Source organism: Halomonas sp. H10-59 (genome assembly GCF_040070555.1).
Lineage (GTDB): Bacteria > Pseudomonadota > Gammaproteobacteria > Pseudomonadales > Halomonadaceae > Halomonas > Halomonas litopenaei.
Window position 1 is genome coordinate 3,359,474 of the sequence record NZ_CP098828.1, and the last position, 22,169, is coordinate 3,381,642.

Genomic DNA, 22,169 nt, shown 5'->3' on the forward strand with positions numbered 1-22,169 from the left:
GTCATTCATACTTAACTAACACCAATGATGGCGAGAAACTTCATACTCGTCTGTGTACGCATGTGAGCTTCGGTCCCTCCCGGTAACCCTGCCCGCCTCTTACTCAAAACATAAGCCACTGTTCAACGAAGCATTCCTCCCCTCATCCGCTGATGGCGCCGTTTCACTGCCGGGTCGTCCAGGTCGACGTTCGCCGCGGCTCGACGCCTGGCAGACCTGCCGCTACTCGGCGTCGACAACGTCAGCATGGCGATCGTCATGCCGCAAAAACCGTCTCAAGCATGATGCTCCGATCGGGTGCTGATCGGAGAAACGTAAGAAAACAGTGTTTTCACTTTATTATCAATAACTTATAACACAAAAAACCATTGGCGTATCCATAGAGCAACATATAACTAATTGATTTCTAATGCTTTATACGAACGTCGCGCACCATTGTCTGTTAATGGCGACATTCCGGCCGACCATCGGTCATCCCGGAGAACGCTCACTAGAGCACGCATCCAAATAAGTTGTTGTTTTTAAAATACAAAAAGATAACTGGATCGATCCTTGCCCTCATTGCGGTCAGAACAAGGCTTTCCCGGCGTCCCTCCGACGCCCGAGGCAAGGCCGCCAATATCACAAGCGACGGCAAGGAGTGAGTTCATGAAAATCACGATTCACGGCTCGGGTTACGTAGGACTGGTCACCGGCGCCTGCCTGGCCGATGTGGGACACGACGTGATGTGTGTGGACGTCGATCAGGTCAAGGTCGCCCGCCTCAAGCGCGGTGAGGTACCGATCTTTGAGCCAGGCCTCGAGGATCTGATTCGCCACAATATGGAAGACGAGCGCCTGACCTTCTCCGATAGCCCGGAGGAAGGAGTGGCCCATGGCCTGTTGCAGTTCATCGCGGTGGGAACGCCCCCTGACGAGGACGGCAGCGCCGACCTGACCCACGTGCTTGGCGTGGCCCGTACCATCGGCCAGCACATGGACGGATATCGCGTCATCATCAACAAGTCCACCGTCCCGGTGGGGACCGCCGACAAGGTTCATCAGGCGGTGGCCGATACCCTGGAGGGACGCCAGGCCGAGGTCGACTTCGACGTCTGCTCCAACCCGGAATTCCTCAAGGAAGGCGCGGCTATCGAGGACTTCTCGCGGGGGGCGCGGATCGTCATCGGTACCGACAGCGACAAGGTCCGCAAGCTGATGCGCGAGTGCTATGCCCCCTACAGCCGCCAGCGCGACAAGCTGATGTTCATGGACGTGCGCAGCGCCGAACTGACCAAGTACGCCGCCAACGCCATGCTCGCAACCAAGATCAGCTTCATCAACGAAATCGCCAACCTGGCCGAGCACCTGGGTGCGGACGTCGAGCAGGTCCGCCACGGCATCGGCAGCGACCCGCGTATCGGCTACCACTTCATCTATCCCGGCTGTGGCTACGGCGGCTCCTGCTTCCCCAAGGACGTCAAGGCACTGGCCCGCACCGCCAGCGAGGTCGGCGCCCCCGCCCGCATGCTGCAGGCGGTGGAAACGGTCAACGACGCCCAGAAGACGCGGCTGTTCGACAAGCTGGAACTGGCGCTCCACGGCAACCTCAAGGGCCGCACCATCGCCCTGTGGGGACTCGCCTTCAAGCCCAACACCGACGACATGCGCGAGGCGCCGAGCCGAGTACTGATGGAACAGCTGTGGCAAGCCGGCGCCCGGGTCCAGGCCTACGACCCCGAGGCCGCCGCCGAGTGTCACCGCATCTACGGCGAGCGCTCGGACCTTTGTCTCTCCAAGCAGCGAGACGCTGCCCTGGAAGGCGCCGACGCCCTGGTCATCTGCACCGAGTGGAAGGCCTTCCGCACCGTCGACTTCGACAAGATCGCGCGCACCCTCAATCACCCGCTGGTGATCGATGGACGCAACCTCTTCTCACCCGAGGACGTCGAAGCGGCGGGTCTCGAATACTACGCCATGGGTCGCGGCGCCTCCCTGCAACACCCCCGGGTGTAAGGACGCCACCATGTCATCGCTACCCAAGCACACCTCCGTGGCCAGCAAGGCCACGGAGCTGACCACCCTGGCGCTGCTGCTGTCGCTGCTGATCGTGCTGGTCAGCGAGTTGCCCTCCGAGGTGTTCTCGCCGGCGTCGAAGAGCTTCTTCTTCGCCATTGGCGCGGTCGGTGCGTGGCGCTATTCATGGTGGTTCGTCCAGGCGCTGCGATCGGTGTGGTACAACCGCCGCGTCTTTCCACAGATGCGGGCCGAGGCCGACGCCCTGGGAGAGTCCGGCAAGCCGTCAGAGCTCTACGTGCTGTGCACCTCCTTTCGCATCGACCCCGACGTCTGCTTCCGGGTCTACGACGCGCTGATCGAGGAGACGCGGCACTATGGCGTGCCGACCACCATCTTTGCCTCGGTCTCGGACCAGACCGACGTGGACATCATCTCCCACGTACTGCAGGAACACCGCTGGCCGTCGCACATCGAGGTCCGCTACATGTTCCAGAAGGGCGACGGCAAGCGCTCGGCGATGGCCGAGGTGCTGCGTGCGATCTCGCGCCGGGCCCCGGCCCCCGACGCCCTGCTGGTGTCCATGGACGGGGATATCCTGCTCGAGCCCGGAACCCTGGAGCGCTCGCTGTCGTTCTTTGCCCTGCGCGATGATCTCGGCGCCCTGACCACCAACAACAGCGCCATCGTCACCGGCAACGATGCCACAAAGGAGTGGTACGACCTGCGTTACGCCCAGCGTCATCTGGTGATGAGCTCGATGTCGGTGTCCGAGCGGCTGCTGGTCCTGACCGGCCGCTACAGCGCCTTCCGCGCCGACCTGGCGACCCACCCGGACTTTATCGACATGGTCGAGAACGACCACGTCGAGCATTGGCGCTTCGGCAATTTCAAGTTCCTGTCCGGGGACGACAAGTCGACCTGGTACTGGTTGCTAAAGAACGGCTGGAAGATGCTCTACCTGCCGGATGTCTACGTCTCGGGATTCGAGGAGCTGCCGGACCGCAAGCGCTTCTTTGCCTCGACCACCGACCTGATGCGTCGCTGGTACGGCAACATGCTGCGCACCAGCGGTCGCGCCATTGCCCTGGGGCCGAGGCCGATGGGGCTATTCACCTGGTGGAGCCTGATCGACCAGCGGCTGTCCATGTGGACGACCCTGATCGGCCCCATCGTGGCGATCCTGGTGACGCTGTTTGTGCGGCCGTCGTTCATCTTCGCCTATGCCCTGTGGATCCTGTTCACCCGCGGGATCTCCACCTCGATCCTGGCCTGGCAGCGTGGTCGCTTCAGCCTTCTGTGGATCCCGCTGATCTACTACAACCAGGTCTACGGCGCCCTGCTCAAGACCTACGTGAGCTTTCGCTTCAACCGTCAGAAGTGGTCACGCCAGGGCATCTCCGCCGGCGAGCCAGGTGATGAAAAGGCGGTTCGCCGCCAGCGTCGCATGGGTCACCTGCTGCATGGCTTTCATGTGTGCCTGATGTTGTTCGTGCTGACCCTGGCCACCGGCGTACTGAAAGTACCTGACGCTACCTCGCTGAAGATCCTCGAGCGTGCAGGCCCGGTGCCCAGCGACAGTGCCGAGCTGCCTGACGCCAGTCGCTGGCTGGCCAGCCGCATCGAGGATGGCTCGGGCGAGCTGCGCCTGCCTGCCGGCGAGCTGCGGATCAGCGATCGGCTGATCGAACGCCTGGGCGCAAGCAGCATCGGCGAGGCCACCAATCTCAGCGGCAGCCCCCAGGGCACCACGCTAGAGGTCCCGCCGGCGTTGATCGACCGCCTCAAGGACGCCCAGGGGACCACTCCAGCCCCCGGCGATCTGTTGAGCTGCACCGACCAGCAGCGCTGCTCGCTCGATCTTCACGACACCAGGCTGTCGCTGAGTGACCTGCGCATCCAGGTGCAGCCACGCCACGGCTGACAACGACGACACGGCCACACTTTGTCGCTGGGCCGCATGTACGGCCAGACACCGCCACGGCTCAGCGAATACTGACTTCAGGACACCGATATGAGCGATTACTTCGACGACAAGGACACCTCCACACCTCGCCACGAGCCCACACACCAGCCGGAACCCGCACCGCGCGCCGAACCCCATCTGGGCGATACGCGCTCCCAGCCGCGCCAAGAAGAGGCACCGGCAGGCTCGGGACTGGCCCATGAGCGCCGCGATGAGCGCCGCTACATCCGCGTTTCGCCGACCTTCGAGGTGCGCTTCGATGACGGCAACCGCTTCCGCGGGCTGGACCTGTCCCAGGGCGGCTTCGCCATCGAGAGCCCGCGCCCGATGCGCCAGGACGCCAGGGTGCGCGGCAGCATCGCCATCACCACCGCCAGCGGCGAGCTGCTGGTACCCGTGAGCGCCCAGTGCCGCCATAGCCTGGCGCTGGAAGGTCGCGGTGGCGCACACCACGCCGGCTTCGAGATCACCGACATCTCCCCCTCCCACCTTGAGCTGCTGCGCCGCGTGGTCCGCGCCCATCTGGCCGGCCGGCCGCTGGACGTCGAGCAGATGGTCCAGGGCGAGGATGCCCAGACCCCACGCAAGCGTCGCGGCACCGGCAGCACGCCCCAGGCGGCGGCTCGTCCGCCGAGGCCCATGGGCCGCTACGTGGCGCTGTTCATTGGCTTCGCGGTGCTCGCGGTGGTCGCGGCGGCCACCGCCTATCGCAACTTCATGCTGATCGAACCCAACTTCGCCGCTGTCACCGCGCCACGCATCGACATTCGTGCACCGAGCCCCGGCATCCTGATGGCGCACGAACTCAAGGCAGGTGACCGTGTCACACGGGACGAGCAGCTCACCCGAGTCAAGGACGTCGATCTGGAGTCCGACCTGATCCTGGCCGAGGCCGCCCAGCGCTACAACAGCCAACTGATCGAGAACCTTCAGGAAAACCTCGACGGCGCCAATGGCGGACAGGTCAGCCTGGCCAACTCCGCCGAGCCCGGCAACGGTGACGCCGTGAGCTTCGAGACGGTGTCCCCGGACATCGCTCGTGCACGTATCGATCAGTTCGAGACCGCCCGAGACTTCCAGGCGTCCAGGGTCACCGCGCTGCAGGCGCGCCAGTCCCAGAACGAGATCTACAGCCCCTGCGACTGCCTGGTGGCGTGGGCGCTGTCGAGCTCCGACGGCACCTATATCAACGAAAGCGAAAAGATCATGACGCTGATGCGTACCGGCGACGACGAGGTCATGGTCGAGGCGCTGGTGCATATGGATGACATCGATCGCATCGAGCCCGATCAACTCGCCTATCTGTCGCTGCCCAACGCCTCCGGCCCGATCAGCGCTCGGGTGCGCAGCGTGGCGCTGGACATCGAGCGCCAGCCGCGTGCCGGCTTCCCGAGCTGGGTACGCCAACAGCAGAACGTCGCCAGCGTGCTGCTGGTACCGGAAAAGCCGCTGCCGGTGGAAAGCGTCGGTACTCCGGTGGACGTGCGCTTTACCGAACAGGCCCTGCTGGGCGCCACCGCCGAGTGGATCTGGCAGAGCGGCCGCCGGGTGGTCCAGCAGGCCAGCCAGCTGTTCTCGGGCATTGGTGACAACGACACCGCCGACACCGCCGGCTGAGTCACGCTCTTTCTTCACACGTATCCGTCCCACTTGCCACGACCACCGCGGTGGTCGTGAGCCAACAGGAGTACGAACGCCATGTCGACACTGACGACGCGCCTGTCCGCCACCCTGCTGGCCATCTGCGCTACCCAACCCGCCCTGGCGGACAACGGCGCCAATGACAGCGACGCCGATCAGCAGGGCCCCGGCGTCCCCCAGGTCGCCGCCTGCTCGGCGCGCCATCCGCTGGTCGCCTCACCCGCCCCTGCGCTGGGTGAGAAAAGCGCCCACGACGCCATCCGCGAAGGCTTCGACACCACCCGTACCTGGGGCACCGAGGAGAACGTCGAGCTGTTGTCGGGTCATTCGGCGACACCGGCGCTCAGGGTCCTCTATCCCGAGGACACCTCCTCGCCTGGCGACACCGACACCGGAGGCGCCGGCTTCTACACCGAGCCTTCTGCGCTCGAAGGGCGCGATCACGCCTGCCTGAGCTACCGGGTTCGCTTCGAGAGCGGGTTCAACTTCGTCAAGGGCGGCAAGCTGCCGGGGCTCTACGGCGGCGAAGCGCCCAGCGGCGGTGACGATGTCACCGGCGAGAATGGCTTCTCCATGCGCTACATGTGGCGCGAAGACGGCCAGGGCGAACTTTACGAATACGTGGTCGGCGGCGAGGGCGACTACGGCGACTCGGTGGCCCGAGGCCGCTTCACCTTCCCCACCGGTCAGTGGGTCACCCTGGAGCAGGAGATCATCCTCAACGACCCCGGCAAGGCCAACGGCATTGCCCGGGTGTGGGTCGATGGTCGGCCGGTGCTCGAGCAGACCAACCTCACCTACCGTACCGACGACGACGTGCACATCGATGGCCTGATGTTCTCGACCTTCTTCGGTGGCCACGGTGAGGACTGGCGCACCCCCAGTGACCAACACGCCGACTTTGCCGACTTCCGTTTCTACGCCCCCCGTTCATGATCGCGGCGCCCCCAGGGGCGCCGCCAAGGAGACGCTTGATGCACCCGTCCCATGGCTCATCCCCCGGTCCCCTCCCCACCCGAGGCCTGGGCCCATCGATGCCGGCATTCGAATCCGGCCGGTGCCACCACTTCGACCAACGCTCGGCAAATCCGCTCAAGCGTCTGGCACACAGAGTGATGGGATGGCCGACGGCCAGGTTGTCGGGAAAGCTGGCAACGGGCCTGACGCTCGGCCTGACGATGGGTGCCGCCCTGGTATCGTCCGCGCACGCCATGACCCTGGAAGAACGGGCCGAGCTGGACCTCAGCGACTACCGAGTGACCAGACCTGACGCCTCCTACTTCGATGTAGAGGCCCGCATGGAAACACTGGCCGACACCGACAACTCGATCCTGTTGCAGGAGCTCGATCAACTGACCAATGGGCCCAGCTGCCAGCAACTGCTGGCCCAGGAGCCGATCACCACGCGCCTGCGGATCCCCGGCTATTATCCCAGCCCCAAGGAGTGGGAACTGGCATCCGAACCCCTGTTCGACTTCGAGGACAGTGTGTCGATGCTCGCCGGCTCCTTCGTGGCCACCGGCGACACCTACTACGCCGACTGCCTGGTGTCCTTTCTCGATCAATGGGCCCAGCACGATGCCCTGACCGACTTCCACTACGATCCCAAGGAGCCTCAGGCCTGGTTCGCTACCGAATCGATGATCTTCGCCGCGGGCATGGCCTACTCGGTGGTGCGTCCCCGCGTCGAGGGCAGCGACCAGGCCAAGCAACGTGTCGAGCAGTGGCTCAACCGGCTCGCCCACAAGCACGCCGCCATTCAGGGGCAGCCCGGCAACAGCTGCTGCAACAACCACTTCTACCGCCGCGCCCTCTACGCCAGCATGATCGGCGTGATTACCGAGGACGATGAGCTGTTTCGCTTCGGCGTCAGCGCCATCCATTCGGCGCTCTCCGACATGACCGAGCGCGGCGCCTTTCCGCTGGAGATCGAGCGTGGTCGTCGCGCCACCCACTACCAGAACTATGCGCTGCTCTACCTGATCACCAACATGCAGGTCATCGCACGCCAGGGCTATGACATCTTCGAACTCGAGATCAACGGCCATGACATCCACGACGCCGTGGACTTCGCCATGACCATCTTCAACGATCCCGAGGCGCTTGGAGACCTGGCGCCCCACGAGCAGTACACCGGCTTTCTCAAGGACAACCAGTACTTCGCCTGGATGGAGATCTATCAGAGCCGCTTCGATGACCCGCGCATCGAACGGTTCCTGGCCCAGGTGCGTCCGGTCTACAACCGCAGCGCCGGCGGTTACCAGACGTTGTACTTCATGTCACCCGAGGCGCAGCAGCACCTCGTCGTCGATGAACAGGAGCGCGAGACCACCGCCTTCGAGGGTCTCGACGACGACAGCGCGTCGCAGTGACAGCACACGATCAACCAGGAGGCCTGCTTATGATGCTCCCCCGTTTTCGCCCCCACACCGCCCAGGGCCAACGCTGGTCCCGGGCCTTTCCGCTCACCGCCTCGGTCGCCGTGGCGCTGTGGCTCGGCGGCTGCGCCGCCCCCGGTACCGAGTTCCAGAGTACCGGCGTCGACCCGCTGCCTGCCGAGTATCAGGACTTCTTCGACAAGGAGCAGCCACGCAACCCCGAATGGATGCATGACAACACCCTGGAAGAGGCGCAGCAGCTCGTCGCTGCCGGCCAGACCCGAGAGGCGATCCTCAAGCTCAAGGGGCTGGCCGCCCAGGATATCCCCAAGGCCTACTACGAACTCGGCAAGATCTGGGATCAGGGCAAGGGCATCCAGGCGGACCCCGCCAAGGCCGCTGCCTACTACGAGGACGCCGTGCGCACGCCGTCCTATATCCTTGGCCACGCATCGCTCAACCTGGCCAAGCTGAGCCTGGAACAGCAGGGTGCGCCCTATCGTCCGGTACTGGCCTACTATCTGCTCGAGCAGGCCATGGAAGAGGAAATCGGCCGTGACGAAGGCGTGGTGATGGCCTCATTGCTGGCCCGCGGCGCCGACGGCGTCGCGGCGGACCCCCAGCGCGCCCTGGCGCTGTATCGTCAGGCGGCGAACAACGGTAACCCGGATGCCATCCTGGCACTGGCCAACGCCTACGCCGAGGGCGGTTGGCTCGACACCGACAAGGCACGCTCGCGCGAGTACGCCGAGCGTTACGCCGAAGGCCTGCGCGAGCGCGCCGGCGGCGGCGATATCAAGGCGATGACCGAACTGGCTGAGCTGTACTCGGCCGACGGCCTGCTGGCCGGCAACGACGATCGCCGCCTGCACTGGCTGACCCAGGCCGCCCAGGCCGGTGACCCCGACGCGGTGGCCAAGGCGGGCCGCGAGATGCTCGACAGCGGCCGCGCCGAACAGGGCGTGACCCTGCTGACCCAGGCGGCCGAGAACGGTGACGTCGACGCCATGGAGCGCCTGGGCCGGATTCTGCTGGAGGGCGACGGTCTCAGGGCACGGCCAATCGAGGCACGCAATTGGCTCGAAAAGGCCATCGACGAGGACTCGGTCGACGCCCGCGTGACCCTGGGTCGCGCCTTGCTGGAAGGCGATGCCCTGCCGGCGGAACCCCAGCGCGGCATCCGCCTGCTCGAGCAGGCCGCCCGACACGACGATCCGCTGGCACTGGCGATGCTCGGCCAGGCCTACCTGGCCGACGAGGTGGTGCCGACCCAGCCGGTGATCGCCGCCCGCTATCTCGAGCGCGGACATGAGCTGGGCCATCCGTTTGCCACCGAACAGCTGGGCGCGCTCTACCTCAGCGGCCGTGGCGTTGCCACCGATCCGGCCCGGGGCGAACGGCTGTTGCGCGAGGCCATCGACCAAGGGCAGAGCGGCGCCCTGCGCACCCTCGGCGAAGCCTATCTGGCCGAGGACGGCCCCCTGCCCTATCAGCCCCGTGAGGCGGAGCGCCTGCTGACCCAGGCGGTGGAAGCCGGCGATACCAGCGCCGCCACCCGTCTGGGCGAGGCCTATCTGACTGGCGAGCTGAGCGGCGAGCTGAGCGGCGAGCTGAGCCCCGAGACGACAGGCCCGAACCCCACCCAGGAACCGGGCGGCGACGCCATGGCCGTGGCCGATGGTGCTTCGACCCAGCGAGGAAATTCTCGGGTGGATCACGGACGGCGCCTTCTGGAGAACGCCGCCGAGCAGGGCGACGCCTACGCCATGGTCGTCCTCGGCCGCGCCTACCGCGACGGTACCGGGGTGAGCCGTGACCTTGCCCAGGCCACCGAGTGGCTCGAACGGGCCGAGGCCGCCGGCCACCCCTCCGCCGCCGAGGCGCTGATGCGCACCCAGCGCGATCGCGGCCAGGCCGGTGACATCCAGGCGCTGATCGCCTCTGCCCGTCAGGGCAACGTCAACTCCATGGCGGACCTCGGCCGCGCCTATCGCGACGGTGAGGGCGTCGGGCGCAACCTGTCCGAGGCCAGCCGCTGGCTCGAGCGAGCCGCCCGCCAGGGTCATCCAGGCGCCGCCGCCGCGCTTGGCCGCATGTACCTGGACGGTGAAGGCGTCGCCCGCGACCCGGCCAAGGGCGCCGAACTGCTCCAGGTGGCGGTGGCCGGTGGCCACGCCGGCGCGCGTGCAGACCTGGGCGGCATGCTGCTGACCGGAAACGGCGTGGAAGCCGACCCCGAGCGGGGTCGTCGCCTGCTGAGCGAAGCCGCCGAGGCCGGCAACGAGTACGCCGCCCAGACCCTTGGCGAGGCCTACCTCGAAGGCAATGGCGTCAGCGCCGACCCGGCCGAGGCCGAGCGCTGGCTGACCCGGGCCAGCGACGCCGGCAGCCTGTCGGCACGCGCCCTGCTTGGCACCGCCCTGGTGCGAGGCGACCAGAGCCTGGCTCAGGACCCGAGCCGGGGCGAACAGCTGCTGACCAGCGCCGCCGACCAGGGACACGCCGGCGCCCAGGCCAGCCTCGGCCGCGAGTACCTGCGTGGCGAAAACCTCGAGCGGGACACCCGCCAGGGCGCCGACTACCTGCTCAAGGCCGCGCGTCAGGGCCACGAGACCGCGCGGCTGGCGCTGGCCAAGGCCTACCTGGCCGCCAATGGCCTGGAGAACGCCAACCGTGAGCAGGCGCTGGTATGGCTCGACGGGGTCATGGACGGCAACTCCCAGATGGCGTCCCAGACCCTGCACGACCTGCTCTCCGACGAGGCTACCCTGGCCGCCATGCCGGAGACCATGAACGCCGGCGGCTGACCCCTGCCCCTGGCGTCACGCCCCAGGCGCCATGTGCCCACTAACTGGCACATGGCGCCCTGGGTTACCTCACGGCTTCTCATGCCCGCAGCTTCACCGTCGCCTGAGTCCCCCTGAGTCTTCTCCCGCTTGCCTTTCCAGGCGCTCACCATCTTGCCCGGACTGCGCCCTTGCCTGCGTGCTGTCCGCCTTCACCTGGCTTTTTCGGGGCGGCCCTTTTGGATACCTCGACAAACACAGCTAAAGTGCTGAGACGACAGCCACGGCGCCCGTGCGCCCTGACAGGAGACCATCATGAGCTATCGTCCCGCCGAAGACCGTTACGAACGCATGCGCTATCACCGCTGCGGTCGCAGTGGCCTCAAGCTGCCCGCCCTGTCCCTCGGGCTGTGGCACAACTTCGGCCACAACGCCCATGAAGACAACGCTCGCGAGATCTGCCGTACCGCCTTCGATCACGGCATTACCCACTTCGACCTGGCCAATAACTATGGCCCGCCGCCTGGCAGCGCCGAGTCCATGTTCGGGCGCATCCTCAAGACCGACTTCGCCGGCCACCGCGATGAACTGATCATCTCCACCAAGGCGGGCTATAACATGTGGCCTGGCCCCTACGGCGAGTGGGGCAGCCGCAAGTATCTGCTGTCGAGCCTCGACCAGAGTCTCAAGCGCCTGGATCTGGACTACGTCGACATCTTCTACTCCCACCGCTTCGATCCCGAGACACCGCTGGAAGAAACCATGGGCGCGCTGGACCAGGCGGTACGCTCGGGCAAGGCGCTCTACGCCGGTATCTCGTCGTACAGCCCTGAGCGCACCCGCGAGGCCGCTCGCCTGCTGCGCGAACTGGGAACCCCCTGCCTGATCCACCAGCCCAGCTACTCGATGATCAACCGCTGGATCGAGGACGACGGGCTGCTCGATGTGCTGGACGATGAAGGCATCGGCTCGATCGTCTTCTCGCCACTGGCCCAGGGCCTTTTGACCGCCAAGTACCTGGGTGGGGTGCCTGACGACAGCCGTCTTGCTCGCGGTGGTGCGATCCGCGAACAGCACCTGTCCGACGACAACCTCGAGCGTGTCAGGGCGCTCAACGCCATCGCCGAGCGGCGTGGCCAGAGTCTGGCGCAGATGGCGATTGCCTGGGTGCTGCGCGGCGGCCGCGTGACCAGCGCCTTGATCGGCGCCAGCCGCCCCGATCAGGTCAGCGACTGCGTCGAGGCCCTGGACAACCTCGACTTCAGCGACGAGGAGCTGGCCGACATCGACCGCTACGCGGTGGATGGTGGGGTCAATCTATGGGCCCAGTCCTCCAAGGCCTAGGGCTTGTCTGAAAAGTGCCTGCGCTCGGTAATACGGCGTTAAAAATCGGATCAACATGCTCATTTACACCCCGTAAACTGCGCTTTCTCACCGATTTTTGCCTTGTCTAACCTTCGCTCGTCGACTTTTCGGACAGTGCCTCGGTAAGCCAGAAAGCATCAAGCCTGCCGCGCAGTGACAAGGCCGAATCGAACAGTGCCTGGGCTCGATCACAAGGTGACCAGTTGCACCCCGCTGCAACACACCAGTGACTTGTCGCCACGATCGGGCCAGGCCTCGCGCGTATAGGCGTAGATCTGGATGTCCAGGGTGCTCTTGCCGGCGTGCAGATGGCGCTTCAGGGCCTGGGTCACCGGTACCCGCTTGAACGCCGGTGTCATCGGATGGGAAGGCCGGGTATCGAAACGTCTGAGACCATCCGGGCCATGGCAGTGTCCTGGCGAGCCCCAGCATTCGGCGTGGCCGAACAGCGCAAAGGTGCCAGCATAGCCCCGGCTTTGCGGGGTCACCTTGGCCGGCAGGCGCGCGCTGAAGAAGAGCCAGGCGGTGTAGCTCGGGCGCAGGTGGTGGATGCCATAAAGCTCGACGAAGGCTTCCTCGAACTCATCGGCGCGAAGCGCGCCCAGGTCGAGCCGCGGCAGGCGATAGCGTTGCTCGATCATCAGGCCTCCTCCAGACCGCTGCCGGCCAGGGTCAGGTCCGCCACCAAACGGGCATACTCGTAGCCCAGCGACTGGACATTGAGCACTTCACCGACGGTCAGGCCGAAGGGTTCCAGCACGATATCCTCGAGCCCCGGGGGAAAGTTGGTGATGCCGTGGCGCTTCTGCCACAGCGACCAGAGCCGGTCGATCATGCAGTGGTGAGAATAAAAGATCGGATCATAGGCGGCGTAGGTGGTGCTGGCCATGGTCGCACCGACATAGACGTGGAGCTGATCATGCACCGTCTCGATCAGGTCATTGAACTGCTCGAAGGTGTCCACCCGCTCCACCAGGAAGGCCGCGATCTCGCCCAGCGTCGCCCGGCCATCACCGTTCACGTCGGCCACCGGAAAGGAAAACACCGGCAACAGGCCGCCGGGATTGCGCTCGGTGACCAGGTCCACCGGTTCGGGCACCTGGGGGGGATAAAGTTGGATGCGCGAGGAGTGGAGCGGATTCTCCTCGCCATCGATCAGCGCAACATCGAAGGCCTCGGGAATGCCCTCGCCTTCGGTCCAGTCCCACCAGGGGATCGAGACCTCTTCATCGATATCCTGCAGCGACTGCTCCAGACGATGGAGGTAGGCCCGGTGCCAGGGCAGAAACAGCCTGGCGCTCAGGCTGGTGCGAGGCGAGAACTGATGATGCCAGCACCAGCGCCCCGGGGCGCCATGGATGCCGGCGTAGTGGTAGAAGCCTCGATTATCCTGTCGAGCCTTGGACGCGCCCAGTGCAGCGATGTAGCGGCGCATGTGCACACGCTCGGCAGCTTCCACCGGCAGGCGATACATCATCTGACCCGACATGCTTCCCCCTTGCCGTCGCTGTCGACGGCAGTCCCGGGCGCCGAAGGACGGTTATCCCCGGCTCGTTTCAGCCTAGTTCAGTCCCCGGGGCTCGGCCACGCCGCCGTTCGCCCTCATTACCGGCCAGCCAGCCGGCTCGGCTCGCCTCCCCGACATCGTCCTGATGGTCCCAGCCTGCACAGAGCGACCGCCCGTTATTGAGCAATTGCTCAAAATGCGTTTGAATGGCGTCCACCCACGACATCACCGAGTCGTCCCGCGCCCTTCCAAGGAGTCCCCATGGCAAGCGTCACCAATCGAACCCTGCTGGATCTGGGGCGGCTGACCGCCAACCTGGTCACCTACCCCGAAGGCCACAGCGTCTATCGCCACAACGACCCCATGGGTGGCGGCCGCTACTACAAGCTGAACCTCATCCTGAAGGCCCCTCGGGCCGGCGGGGTATTCGAGACCGAAAAGGTGATCTTCAACCTGTTCGACCGGGTGATCCTGTTTCGTCCCGACCTCTACCAGCACAGCGTCTCGAAAATCGAAAAGGGCAAGCGGGTGCTGTTGAGTATTGCCCTGCACACCCCCTAAGCCTACGGCTTGCGCCCCCACCGAAGGCTCTGATCTGAGGCGTTGGCGTTGGCGTTGGCGTTGGCGTTGGCGTTGGTGTTGGCGCGACACACCTATCGAAAATGCACGAAAGGTGCGCCTCAGGCCGGTGCAAGCGTAGCCCTGGCCTCGGACCTGGGCCTGCTCGATCATCCCCCCCCGCTCGGCTGAACGCCCCCGCCACCTACCGGCCAAACTGTTGGCGATCCCCGGCGCCTCACCCCAGGGCCGGCCCCCGGCATCCTGCCCCAGGCTTCGTCAGCCATGCCAACAGGAGGCGTCAGCTGTGACCACCACCCTCGTTCAAGCGGAAATCGCCGCCAATCGCTTTGGCCTCGGTGCGGGGCCAGGTGAGCTTGCCGAGATCGCCAAGGACCCCCAGGGCTGGGTGCTGGCGCAGATCGACGAGGCCGAACGAGCGCCACTGATCGAGCCTCTCGCCGCCCTGCCATCCACCATCACCTACCTGGAGCACTTCGAACGCTTTCGCCGAGACCACGCGGCCGCCCGTCGACGCATGAGCGAGGCCGCCGCCAATGACAAGCCCACACAGAGCCTGCCGACCCTGCTCGAGCGTTTTGGCGCGATGAAACAGGCCGAGATCCAGGCCAGGGGGCGCCAGCAGTGTCTGAGTCCGTTTCCGGTACTCGAGCGCTGGGTGATGTTCTGGAGCAACCACTTCACCGTGTCCGCCGACCGCGGCGGCGTACAGTTGCTGCCCGGGGCCTTCGAGCGCGAGGCCATCCGGCCCTATGTGTCGGGTAGCTTTTCGGCCATGCTGCTGGGCGTCGAGCAGCATCCGGCCATGCTGCTCTATCTCGACAATGCAGCGTCGGTGGGCCCCGATTCGCCGCTGGCCAGAAGTGCCAGAGCCTCTGCGGGGCGGCTCGGGCTCAACGAGAACCTGGCGCGGGAAATCCTGGAGCTGCATACCCTCGGCGTCGACGGTCCCTATCAACAGCAGGACGTGATCGAACTGGCCAGGGCCATCACCGGATGGCGGACACGGCTCGAACTGCCGCCATCGACCGAGGCGCCGGCCCTCGGACCCTACGGCAGCCTGTTTCATGGCGCGGCCCATCAAGGCGGCGAGCGAGAACTGCTGGGGCGGCGCTTCGCTGCAGGCGGGGCCAGGCAGGGGCGTGACATGCTGCGTTTTGTGGCCGGCCAGGAGGCCACCGCAACCTTTGTCGCCACCAAGCTTGCCCGTCACTTTGTCGCCGACGACCCACCCAGTGAGCTGGTATCGGCCTTGGCCTCCACCTTCCAGCGCGAGAACGGTCGCCTGTCGACGCTGTTTCGCACCCTGTTCAGCCACCCCCAGGCGTGGCAGCCGCAAGCGCTCAAGTTTCGCCGTCCACAGGAATATCTCGTCGCGCTCTATCGCGCCCTGGGCAAGGCACCCTCGCCCGATGGCAGTGACTGGGGCCAGCAGCTTCGCCTGCTGGGCCAGCCACCTTTTCTCGCCGGCGCCCCGGCCGGATGGAGCGATGATGCCAACGACTGGATCGGTGCCGACGCCTTGAACAAACGACTGCTGGTGGCCCAGCGCCACGCCGGTGACGCCAGCGGCGAGGCCATGGAGCTGGCCCAGCAGAGCCTGGGCCCTCGCCTGCGTGAAGCCACCGCCGTGGCGCTTAGTCAGGCGCCCCGCAACCAGGCGCTGGCCATGGTGCTGGCAAGCCCCGAGTTTCAGTGGCGCTGAGCGCCGTCGCGACACCACCCAATGGAATCCGCTATGTTCAACCGACGCGAGTTTCTCAAGGCGCTGGGCGCAGGCACCAGCCTGCTGCTGTGGCCCTCGCTGGCTGCGGCAGACTCCCCGCTCGGCAAGCGCCGCCTGGTCGTCGTACTGCTGCGCGGTGCCCTCGATGGCCTCGCCGCCGTCCCCTGCGACAGCGACCCCGCCTACCAGCGCTTGCGCGGTAGCCTGGCATCCCAGGCAGGAGTCGTTGCACCACGACTGGACGGGACCTTTTCGCTGCATCCGTCTCTGGCCTTCTGCCACCGTCTCTACCAGGCCGGCGACTTCGCCGTGGTTCACGCCTGCGGACTGCCCTATCAGGGACGCTCGCACTTCGACGCTCAGGAGTGCCTGGAAAACGGCACCGCCACCCCCACAGGAAGCCGCACCGGCTGGCTGAACCGTGCGGTGGGCAGCCTCGGCGACACCCAGGGACTAGGCCTCACCTCATCGCGCCCGCTGTTGATCCGTGGGCCGGCCCCCTTCGCCACCTGGTCGCCGTCGGCGCACGGCACCACCCAGCCGTCACTGGCCCAGCGGGTCGCCGCGCTCTATCGACAGGACCCCCGACTGGGCCCGGTGTTCGAGCGCGCCCTGGCGATGCAGCAGATGGCCCCCACCGATATCGACAGCGGTGGCCGCCTGGAGGATACCCTGGCGGCGGCAGCACAGTTCCTGGCCGCCGCGGATGGCCCCCAGATCGCCATGGTGGAAGACGACGGCTGGGACACCCACGCTCGCCAGAATGCGGTGCTGTCACGCAAGCTTGAACAGCTGGATGGTGGGCTTGCGGCGCTGCACGGCAAGCTCGGCGAACGCTGGCAGCACACCGCCGTGGTGGTCATCACCGAGTTTGGCCGCACGGTGGCCGTCAACGGCACCGGCGGCACCGATCATGGCACCGCCAGCTGCATCCTGCTGGCCGGTGGCGCCATTCGAGGGGGGCGCGTCCACGGCCAGTGGCCGGGGCTCGCCAGGTTGCGTGACGACCGTGATCTGATCGCCGCCCAGGACACCCGCGCCGTCCTCAAGGGTGTGCTGCGCGACCACCTTGGCCTCGATCTCGATCCCCTGGCCGAGCAGGTCTTTCCCGACAGCCGGCAGGTGGGCCCTCTAGCTGGCCTGATTGGCTGAGCGGTTGGCCTGATCGGCTGGCCTGAGCGGCTGGCGGTAATGGCGTCGTGCACCGGGCCTTACCAGGCTGGAAAAGGGTCATCCGAGCCGACCCAGGCGTCCATGCCGAGGGCCAGCTCCGATTCGCTCAGCAGGCACTCATCCAGCGCCTGACGAATGCGATGCTCCGCCAGGTTCTGGCCGATGAACACCAGTTCCTGGCGCATATCACCGAAGGGCTCCTGCCATTTGGCCAGAATCGCCTCGCGATACTCCGGGTCCTCGGGCCACTGCTCCTCGGGTACCGCCCGCCAGAAGCGACCCGCCAGGCCATGGTGAGCGATGCCTCCCGCCTGACTCCACTGACCGGCGAACTGAGGACGGCTGGCAAGCCAGAAGAATCCCTTGGAGCGCAGCAAGGTGCCACCGAACCAGTCGCCATGCAGCAACTCATGAAACCTGCGCGGGTGGAAGGGGCGGCGCGCCTCATAGGCAAAACTCGAGATACCGTACTCCTCGGTTTCCGGCACATGCTCACCGCGCAGCTCCTTGAGCCAGCCCGGCGCCCGCTGGGCCCGCTCGAAGCTGAAGCGTCCGGTATCCAGCACCCGCGACAGCGCCACCTCGCCCTGGACCATAGGAACGATGTCGGCCTCGGGATTGAGGGCGCGCAGCACCGCCTCGACCTCCGCCAGTTGCTGCGCCGAGATCAGGTCGCACTTGCTGATCGCCAGCACATCGCAGAACTCGATCTGGTCCACCAGCAGGTCGGCGACATTGCGCTCATCGTCCTCGCCCAGCGACTCCCCCGCCTCCTTGAGGGAGCGGGCTTCAGCGTACTGGCTCAGAAAATTGGCGCCATCGACCACGGTGACCAGGGTATCGAGTCTGGCGATCTCGGACAGGCACTGACCGTCCTCATCGGCGAAGGTAAAGGTCTCCGCCACCGGCAGGGGTTCAGAGATGCCGGTGGATTCGATCACCAGGCTGTCGAAGCGCCCCTCCTCGGCCAGCCTGCGGACCTCGATCAACAGGTCCTCGCGCAGGGTGCAGCAGATACAGCCGTTGCTCATCTCCACCAGGCGCTCTTCGGCGCGGTTCAGCGTGACCCCGTCCTCCAGCTCGTCTGATGCCCCAGGCCCACCGCGCACCAGGGCGGCGTCGATATTGACCTCGCTCATGTCATTGACGATGACCGCGACCCGACGCCCCTGGCGATTGGCCAGAAGGTGATTCAGCAAGGTGGTCTTGCCGGCTCCCAGAAAGCCTGACAGTACCGTGACCGGCAACCTGGCATCATTCATGAACCTGTTCTCCCCATGTGCGCTCGCAAAGGAAAGCCCCTCTCTGCACGAGGCGCTTTCCTTGTTTTAAATGTTACGTTATAACATTGTAAACATATCCCATGGAGACGCCAAGATGTCGCTGTCCTGCTCACTGTCCACCTGCGTCGACGGGGACGCCCCGACCGCGTCTTGCGAGGCGCAGCCAAGTGTCCACTGGGCCCAGGGTATCGATGCCTCGATCCTGCCGCGCATCTTCGAGCAAGGCATCACCATCGCGGTGATGCAGCGCGCGCTGTCCCCCAGCCTGGAACGCAGCATCCAGGCACAGTGCGATACCGAGCGTCGCTGGAGCTTCCAGTGGCTGGGAGTTCCCGACGCCGCCATGAAGCGAGAACTCCGGCGCAGCATGCCCGCCCCGGAGCAAGCCTGCCCCCTGGTAGACGACGTCGTGCTGTTGACCCAGGCCATGGCGATGCTGTTTGACACCGACACTCTGGGAATACGGCTGCGCCTGCTGGACAGCGCCATGTGTCCACGCTTTCACTGCGACAAGTTGCCGGTGCGACTGGTCACCAGCTATCGGGGGCCGGGCAGCGAATGGCTGCCCGAGTCTGCGGTCAATCGCGCCGGGCTCGGTGCGCCTTCGCCGGACAAGCCCGAGACGCTTCGCCAGGCCCATGCCATTCAGCGGCTGGGCACCGGCGACCTGGCACTGTTGAAGGGAGACGGCTGGAGCGGCAACGAGGGCCGCGGACTGGTACATCGCAGCCCGGCGCAGCAGGCAGGAGAGACGCGCCTTTTGTTGACCATCGATCCGAGCTGAGTCGAGCGGCCGCCGACGCTTTGCCAGGGGCGTGGCGGCCGCCTGCGCACGCAACGCGTGGTCAGTGGATCTTCAGGCGTGGCCCGACCGAGCGGCCGAGGACGTCGCTCAGCGCCTCGGCGGTACCCTTGAGTGGCCCCAGCAGGATGAACTGGTGCTGGCGCTGCAGCCCCTGGTAGGCCGCCCGCGCGAGTCGCCCGCGCAACTGGACGTCGTCGGCGAACCAGCCTTTCACTTCGCCGACGCTGCCGGCCTCACCCAGCGACAGCAGGGTACCCTTGTCCTCGTAGACGAAGGGCGCCGGCGTTTCCCCCGCGAGAAAACGCGGCAATTCCTTGGCCAGATGTTCTGCCTGCTCGCTGGCCGCCTGGGCGGTGGGCGGTGCGGGCTCGTCGTCGATAACCGAGCAGTCACCCAGCGCAAAGACGTGATCACTGTCGACACTCTGCAGGGTCGGCTTCACCCGCCACTGGCGCTTCTTGTTGGTCGCCAGCGCGTCGATCGAATCGGCCACCGGCGGCCCCACGCGTCCGGCCGCCCAGATGGTCAGGTCCGCCGGAAACTCGTCGCCGCCATCGGTGGTAAGACGGTCGCGATCGACGCGACTGACCTGTTGTTCGGTATGAATGTCGATGCCGACATTCAAAAGGCGCTTGCGGATGGACTGGCGCACCTCATCCTCCATGCCCGGCATGAAGGTATCGGTCGCCTCCAGCAGGGTCACCTTGACCCTGGGCTGGCACTCTCGTGGGGCCACACTCGAGGCCCGCGCCTCGGTGGCCAGCAGCCCTGCCAGTTCCACCCCGGTGGCCCCTGAACCGACGATGGCGATATGGAAGGGATCACTGCGCTGCCCGGCGCGATGCGCCAGCAGCCCCGTCGAGAAGCGCTCGAACAGTCGCTCGGCGTCGGCCTCGCTGTCGAGCATCAGGGCATGCTCGAGCACGCCCTCCACGCCCATGTCCGGGGTCACCCCGCCAATCGCCAGCACCACCGCCTGGTAGCCGATGCAGCGACCGGGCACCCTCACCCGACCGTCGTCTTCGCGCCACTCGGCCAGGGTCAGGGTACGCGCCTCGGGATCGATGTCCGCGAGTTCACCGCGCTCGAAGCCAAACCCCCAGTGCTCGGCGAGCCCTGCGTAGTCCAGCTCATCGACCTCGCCACGCCGAAAACCGGCGGCAAGCTCATGCAACCGCGGTTTCCACACATGGGTGGCGCTACGGTCGATCAGCAATACGTCCTTGTGGCCTGCCTTGGCCAGCCGGATGGCAAGCTCGAGGCCTCCGGCACCACCACCTACGATCACCACGCCTTCACTGCGAACGTTCATGGGACCTCCTGTCATCGCCCCTGCGGGGGATCCACAGGGACGTCCGGTGTCGATTCGTCCCCACCCTACCACTCCGAGCCCGGCTTGAGGACATGCTCGTTGCAGCGTAGTTTGGGGAGGTCGGAAACGGAACTTCTTCAGGAGATTGCCCCTATGCACACCCCTGAGAACCAGCTGATGACGGACCATGCCTATCTTGGCGGACGTTGGGTCGAGGCCAGTGACGGCAAGACCCGGGAGGTCGAAGACCCGGCCACCGAAGAGACCATCGGCAAGGTGCCCCAGCTGACCGAGGACCAGTTGGGCGAGGCCATCGACGCCGCCAGTCAGGCCTTCGAGCGCTGGCGTGACACCCCCGCCCTGGAGCGCGCCGACGCGCTGATGGCCTGGTACCAGGCGATGCAGGACAACGCCGAGGCGCTGGCCCGCCTGATGACCCTGGAGCAAGGCAAGCCCCTGGCCGAGGCCCGTGGCGAGGTCGATTACGCCGCCAGCTTCCTGCGCTGGTTTGCCGGCCAGGCGCGACGCATCGCCGGTGATACCCTGGCCTCGGATGACCCCGACATCTCGCTTGGCACGCTGCGCCAGCCGGTCGGCGTGGTGGCCATCATTACCCCCTGGAACTTCCCGCTGGCGATGATTACCCGCAAGGTCGGGGCCGCGCTGGCGGCGGGCTGCACCACCCTGGTCAATCCAGCAAGCCAGACCCCTTTCTGCGCACTTGCCCTGGCCAGACTGGCCGAACAGGCCGGGCTGAACCGGGGCGAATTCAACGTCCTCACCTGCCCCGGCAAGCGCTTTTCCGAAAAGGTCTGTGACGACAATCGCGTTCGCGCGCTGTCGTTCACCGGCTCCACCGAGGTCGGCCGGACGCTGCTGGCTCAGGCCGCCGACACGGTCAAGCGCAGCGCCATGGAGCTGGGTGGCAACGCCCCTTTTATCGTCTGCGAGGACGCCGACCTGGACGCCGCCGTGGAAGGCGCCATCGCCGCCCGCTTCCAGACCAGCGGCCAGGACTGCGTGGCGGCCAACCGCCTGTTCGTCCACCGTTCTCTCTACGACACCTTCATCGAGCGCTTCACCCAGCGCATGAATGACATGCCGGTGGGCAACGGCTTCGATGAGGACAGCAAGATCGGCCCGCTGATCAACCGCGACGCGGTGGCCAAGGCCCGCGAACTGGTCGAGGACGCCAGATCCCGGGGGGCGCGCGTGCTCGGTCGCGGCCAGGACCAGGCCCCAGGGCCACGTTTCTTCATGCCGACCCTGGTGGCCGACTTCTCCGATGATATGCGCATCGCCAGTGAAGAATCCTTCGCTCCCCTCGCCCCGGTGCGCGCCTTCGACAGCGACGACGAGGCCATCGCCGCTGCCAACGACACGGTCTACGGTCTGGCCGCCTACGTCTATGCCAAGGACCAGCAGCGCATCCGTCGCTACCAGCAACGTCTGGAAGTCGGCATGGTCGGTACCAACACCATGGATATCACCGGGCCCCAGGTCCCCTTTGGCGGCGTCAAGCAGTCCGGCCTCGGTCGTGAAGGCGGCCTCGAGGGCATGGAGGAATACCTCGAGACCAAGTACCTGTGCACCGCCCATGGCTAGCCTGTACACACCCTGAGTCCCCCGGGAGAAGCGCAGCCTTCTCCCGGG

16 protein-coding genes are annotated in these 22,169 nt (G+C 66.0%); 12 read left to right on the forward strand and 4 right to left on the reverse strand.

The genetic code is table 11. The features are described from left to right. The first annotated feature begins 648 nt into the window (after positions 1 to 648). The 7 genes from NFG57_RS14650 to mgrA all read left to right on the forward strand — a co-directional run bounded on the left by NFG57_RS14650 (position 649) and on the right by mgrA (position 12,110). Positions 649 to 1,995: a UDP-glucose/GDP-mannose dehydrogenase family protein gene (locus NFG57_RS14650; RefSeq protein WP_213231477.1), complete on the forward strand. Its 1,347-nt coding sequence runs from the start codon at positions 649 to 651 to the stop codon at positions 1,993 to 1,995. Between the two features lie 10 nt (positions 1,996 to 2,005). Further along, positions 2,006 to 3,919, forward strand: coding sequence for a glycosyltransferase (locus NFG57_RS14655; protein WP_124803041.1), 1,914 nt, complete (start codon positions 2,006 to 2,008; stop codon positions 3,917 to 3,919). 90 nt (positions 3,920 to 4,009) lie between these two features. Continuing rightward, positions 4,010 to 5,578, forward strand: a complete 1,569-nt coding sequence (locus NFG57_RS14660) for a PilZ domain-containing protein (protein WP_348814610.1) — start codon at positions 4,010 to 4,012, stop codon at positions 5,576 to 5,578. Between the two features lie 81 nt (positions 5,579 to 5,659). Beyond that, positions 5,660 to 6,538: a polysaccharide lyase gene (locus NFG57_RS14665; protein ID WP_348814611.1), complete on the forward strand. Its 879-nt coding sequence runs from the start codon at positions 5,660 to 5,662 to the stop codon at positions 6,536 to 6,538. Positions 6,539 to 6,717: 179 nt separating this feature from the next. Continuing rightward, the gene (locus NFG57_RS14670) at positions 6,718 to 7,974 is read left to right on the forward strand and encodes an alginate lyase family protein (RefSeq protein ID WP_348814612.1); all 1,257 of its coding nucleotides are present in this window, start codon (positions 6,718 to 6,720) and stop codon (positions 7,972 to 7,974) included. A gap of 29 nt (positions 7,975 to 8,003) precedes the next feature. Then, positions 8,004 to 10,787: a tetratricopeptide repeat protein gene (locus tag NFG57_RS14675; RefSeq protein WP_348814613.1), complete on the forward strand. Its 2,784-nt coding sequence runs from the start codon at positions 8,004 to 8,006 to the stop codon at positions 10,785 to 10,787. A gap of 294 nt (positions 10,788 to 11,081) precedes the next feature. Continuing rightward, positions 11,082 to 12,110 (forward strand): L-glyceraldehyde 3-phosphate reductase, encoded by a 1,029-nt coding sequence (mgrA, locus tag NFG57_RS14680; protein WP_124803047.1) that lies wholly within the window; start codon positions 11,082 to 11,084, stop codon positions 12,108 to 12,110. A gap of 209 nt (positions 12,111 to 12,319) precedes the next feature. On the opposite strand, the gene NFG57_RS14685 is transcribed toward mgrA, so the two are convergent. Beyond that, positions 12,320 to 12,772 carry a hypothetical protein gene (locus tag NFG57_RS14685; RefSeq protein ID WP_108133714.1) on the reverse strand — a complete coding sequence of 151 codons (453 nt, stop codon included), beginning with the start codon at positions 12,770 to 12,772 and terminating at the stop codon, positions 12,320 to 12,322. Continuing rightward, positions 12,772 to 13,620 (reverse strand): tyrosinase family protein, encoded by an 849-nt coding sequence (locus NFG57_RS14690; protein WP_348814614.1) that lies wholly within the window; start codon positions 13,618 to 13,620, stop codon positions 12,772 to 12,774. The genes NFG57_RS14685 and NFG57_RS14690 overlap by 1 nt, the downstream gene beginning before the upstream one ends. Positions 13,621 to 13,899: 279 nt before the next feature. Here NFG57_RS14690 and NFG57_RS14695 point away from each other — a divergent pair, with 279 nt between their 5' ends. The 3 genes from NFG57_RS14695 (at position 13,900) to NFG57_RS14705 (ending at position 17,095) form a co-directional block, all read left to right on the forward strand. Then, positions 13,900 to 14,199, forward strand: coding sequence for a 2OG-Fe(II) oxygenase (locus NFG57_RS14695; RefSeq protein ID WP_124803051.1), 300 nt, complete (start codon positions 13,900 to 13,902; stop codon positions 14,197 to 14,199). A 304-nt stretch (positions 14,200 to 14,503) separates the two neighbouring features. After that, positions 14,504 to 15,922 carry a DUF1800 domain-containing protein gene (locus tag NFG57_RS14700; RefSeq protein ID WP_348814615.1) on the forward strand — a complete coding sequence of 473 codons (1,419 nt, stop codon included), beginning with the start codon at positions 14,504 to 14,506 and terminating at the stop codon, positions 15,920 to 15,922. Between the two features lie 33 nt (positions 15,923 to 15,955). Continuing rightward, a complete protein-coding gene (locus NFG57_RS14705; RefSeq protein WP_348814616.1) occupies positions 15,956 to 17,095 on the forward strand; it encodes a DUF1501 domain-containing protein in 1,140 nt (379 codons plus the stop codon). A 59-nt stretch (positions 17,096 to 17,154) separates the two neighbouring features. Here NFG57_RS14705 and zigA read toward each other — a convergent pair whose 3' ends face one another. After that, on the reverse strand, positions 17,155 to 18,378 hold the full coding sequence (gene zigA, locus NFG57_RS14710) for a zinc metallochaperone GTPase ZigA (RefSeq protein WP_348814617.1): 1,224 nt from the start codon (positions 18,376 to 18,378) through the stop codon (positions 17,155 to 17,157). 115 nt (positions 18,379 to 18,493) lie between these two features. Between zigA and NFG57_RS14715 the strand changes: the two genes are divergently transcribed. Then, positions 18,494 to 19,183: a DUF1826 domain-containing protein gene (locus tag NFG57_RS14715; RefSeq protein WP_348814618.1), complete on the forward strand. Its 690-nt coding sequence runs from the start codon at positions 18,494 to 18,496 to the stop codon at positions 19,181 to 19,183. 61 nt (positions 19,184 to 19,244) lie between these two features. On the opposite strand, the gene NFG57_RS14720 is transcribed toward NFG57_RS14715, so the two are convergent. Then, positions 19,245 to 20,516: an FAD-dependent oxidoreductase gene (locus NFG57_RS14720; protein ID WP_348814619.1), complete on the reverse strand. Its 1,272-nt coding sequence runs from the start codon at positions 20,514 to 20,516 to the stop codon at positions 19,245 to 19,247. A 153-nt stretch (positions 20,517 to 20,669) separates the two neighbouring features. Between NFG57_RS14720 and NFG57_RS14725 the strand changes: the two genes are divergently transcribed. Continuing rightward, a complete protein-coding gene (locus tag NFG57_RS14725; RefSeq protein ID WP_348814620.1) occupies positions 20,670 to 22,121 on the forward strand; it encodes an NAD-dependent succinate-semialdehyde dehydrogenase in 1,452 nt (483 codons plus the stop codon). Positions 22,122 to 22,169: the final 48 nt, after the last annotated feature.

What these genes read in the sequence shown, in the direction of transcription:
- NFG57_RS14725 (WP_348814620.1), top strand. Translation starts at nt 20,670, where the DNA reads ATGCACACCCCTGAGAACCAGCTGATGACGGACCATGCCTATCTTGGC.
- NFG57_RS14675 (WP_348814613.1), top strand. Translation starts at nt 8,004, where the DNA reads ATGATGCTCCCCCGTTTTCGCCCCCACACCGCCCAGGGCCAACGCTGG.
- NFG57_RS14695 (WP_124803051.1), top strand. Translation starts at nt 13,900, where the DNA reads ATGGCAAGCGTCACCAATCGAACCCTGCTGGATCTGGGGCGGCTGACC.
- NFG57_RS14720 (WP_348814619.1), bottom strand. Translation starts at nt 20,516, where the DNA reads ATGAACGTTCGCAGTGAAGGCGTGGTGATCGTAGGTGGTGGTGCCGGA.
- NFG57_RS14660 (WP_348814610.1), top strand. Translation starts at nt 4,010, where the DNA reads ATGAGCGATTACTTCGACGACAAGGACACCTCCACACCTCGCCACGAG.
- NFG57_RS14685 (WP_108133714.1), bottom strand. Translation starts at nt 12,772, where the DNA reads ATGATCGAGCAACGCTATCGCCTGCCGCGGCTCGACCTGGGCGCGCTT.
- NFG57_RS14690 (WP_348814614.1), bottom strand. Translation starts at nt 13,620, where the DNA reads ATGTCGGGTCAGATGATGTATCGCCTGCCGGTGGAAGCTGCCGAGCGT.
- mgrA (WP_124803047.1), top strand. Translation starts at nt 11,082, where the DNA reads ATGAGCTATCGTCCCGCCGAAGACCGTTACGAACGCATGCGCTATCAC.
- NFG57_RS14705 (WP_348814616.1), top strand. Translation starts at nt 15,956, where the DNA reads ATGTTCAACCGACGCGAGTTTCTCAAGGCGCTGGGCGCAGGCACCAGC.
- NFG57_RS14650 (WP_213231477.1), top strand. Translation starts at nt 649, where the DNA reads ATGAAAATCACGATTCACGGCTCGGGTTACGTAGGACTGGTCACCGGC.
- NFG57_RS14670 (WP_348814612.1), top strand. Translation starts at nt 6,718, where the DNA reads ATGGGATGGCCGACGGCCAGGTTGTCGGGAAAGCTGGCAACGGGCCTG.
- NFG57_RS14665 (WP_348814611.1), top strand. Translation starts at nt 5,660, where the DNA reads ATGTCGACACTGACGACGCGCCTGTCCGCCACCCTGCTGGCCATCTGC.
- NFG57_RS14655 (WP_124803041.1), top strand. Translation starts at nt 2,006, where the DNA reads ATGTCATCGCTACCCAAGCACACCTCCGTGGCCAGCAAGGCCACGGAG.
- NFG57_RS14715 (WP_348814618.1), top strand. Translation starts at nt 18,494, where the DNA reads ATGTCGCTGTCCTGCTCACTGTCCACCTGCGTCGACGGGGACGCCCCG.
- zigA (WP_348814617.1), bottom strand. Translation starts at nt 18,378, where the DNA reads ATGAATGATGCCAGGTTGCCGGTCACGGTACTGTCAGGCTTTCTGGGA.